Raw genomic sequence first — 1,539 nt, forward strand, 5'->3', positions numbered from 1 at the left:
CCGGGCGCCGGGCGCCGCGCGGATCGGTGGCAGGGTCTGTCTCGTAGGACCATTTCGTGACGGTGCGCAGGCCTTTGACCGCCTTCGCCTGCGCGGCGACCTTGCGGGTCTGGGCGGCTGCAATCTCAGCTTCACGCTTCGCAGCATCGGCGGCGCGGACGCTCTCGATATCCCCCTCATCGACATGCAGGGCAGCTTCGCGCGCGGCACGGGCTTTCTCGTCGGAAATGCGCTTGGCTTCTGCCTCCGCCGCCTCGCGCTTGGCCTTCTCGGCAGCCTTGAAGTCGCTGACAATCTTTGCCAGACCCTTCTGCATGCGGTCGAGATCGTCCTGCGTCGGCTTCCAGCGCGCGACCTCGGCCTTCCAGGCGTCGTGCAACGGCTTGGTGACTTCGTCGCGAGCCTTGTCCACCGCTGACCGGGCCGCACGGATCTGCTTCGCCAGCGCATCGACGGCGTTCATTTGGTCGAGGCTTTCGACCTTCGCGCCGTCAAGCCAGTTGGTTGCCTCCTGAATCGCGGGGTCGAATTCGCGCAGCACTTCGTCGATCAGGTCTGGCCCGCCGTTGTGGCCTATCCCCGCAGGGCTCATGTCGTTCATGTCGCGTCCCTTCAATATCCGAATGCGTCGTCGAGGATTTCGCCGGTTTTGGGCTCAGAGTTGATCCGGGCCTTGGCAGCGTCTTTGGCCGCGATCACGCGTGGATCATCGGCCACGCGGCGCTGACGCCGGTAGAGGTCGGTGAACATTGCCGCGAGGCTGTCCATTTGTGTCTCGCGCTCGATGTCACGAATGGCAGCCTGCACATCGCACTCAAAGTCCTCGGGCGGATCTGCGCGGCGCTGTTCCACCCGCGGAGATGCCCCCTGCGCATCATCGTCAGCCTCGGCAGAGAGCCCGAGCGCCGCCTTGAGCGTGTATCGTTGCAGGTAGGTCACGGCGGAGCCGATGGCCTGATAGCCATTCTTGCTGCCAGAAGCGTCAGGGGGGGCGACGAGGGCCGTTTCCTCGCTGTGTCCTGCGGCATGTGCGATGATGCAGGTGACCAAAACGCCGCCATTTCCCTGCTCGGTGCGGAACCGATAGGACAACCCATAGCGAGGCAGGATCGGATCGATCACCTTGGCGATCCCGGCCAGCGTCTCATGCCTGTAATGCGTCCGGCCCTTGGCGCTGGTGAAATCCACCGTGGCATCCTTGACGATAGGCGGGATTTCCGCCCGGGCGGCGGCTAGGGCGGACGCGAAGGACACACGGGCATGCTGCGCATCCATGCGCTCTTTCATGGCGAGGATGCGCTCCATCTTCTCGATGTCGATCGATGGGTCGAGCATGACGCGTTCGATCACTGACACCATCGCGTCCGGGGCAGTGGCGACTACCGTGCCTCCCTCGATCTTCGTGACCTCGATCATCTGACTTCCTCCGAAATCGGCGCCTGTCTCGCGGCATGCAGCCCCCGGGCGTAGGCGTCGGACATGTGCCAGGCCAAGACGATCAGGGCGCTGGTGAAGATGAGCGCGAAGATATGGCCGGGC

General features: G+C 64.3%; 2 protein-coding genes. Both read right to left on the bottom strand.

Translation table 11 applies throughout. From position 1 onward, the window contains the following. Positions 1 to 601 (bottom strand): hypothetical protein (locus ABNX41_RS21775; RefSeq protein ID WP_438671769.1); only part of this gene is annotated, 601 nt, incomplete at its 3' end. An 11-nt stretch (positions 602 to 612) separates the two neighbouring features. Continuing rightward, positions 613 to 1,416 (bottom strand): ERF family protein, encoded by an 804-nt coding sequence (locus tag ABNX41_RS21780; RefSeq protein ID WP_438671770.1) that lies wholly within the window; start codon positions 1,414 to 1,416, stop codon positions 613 to 615. Between the last annotated feature and the right edge of the window lie 123 nt (positions 1,417 to 1,539).

Source organism: Pseudogemmobacter sonorensis, assembly GCF_042762395.1.
In the GTDB taxonomy this organism is placed as follows: Bacteria; Pseudomonadota; Alphaproteobacteria; order Rhodobacterales; family Rhodobacteraceae; genus Pseudogemmobacter; species Pseudogemmobacter sonorensis.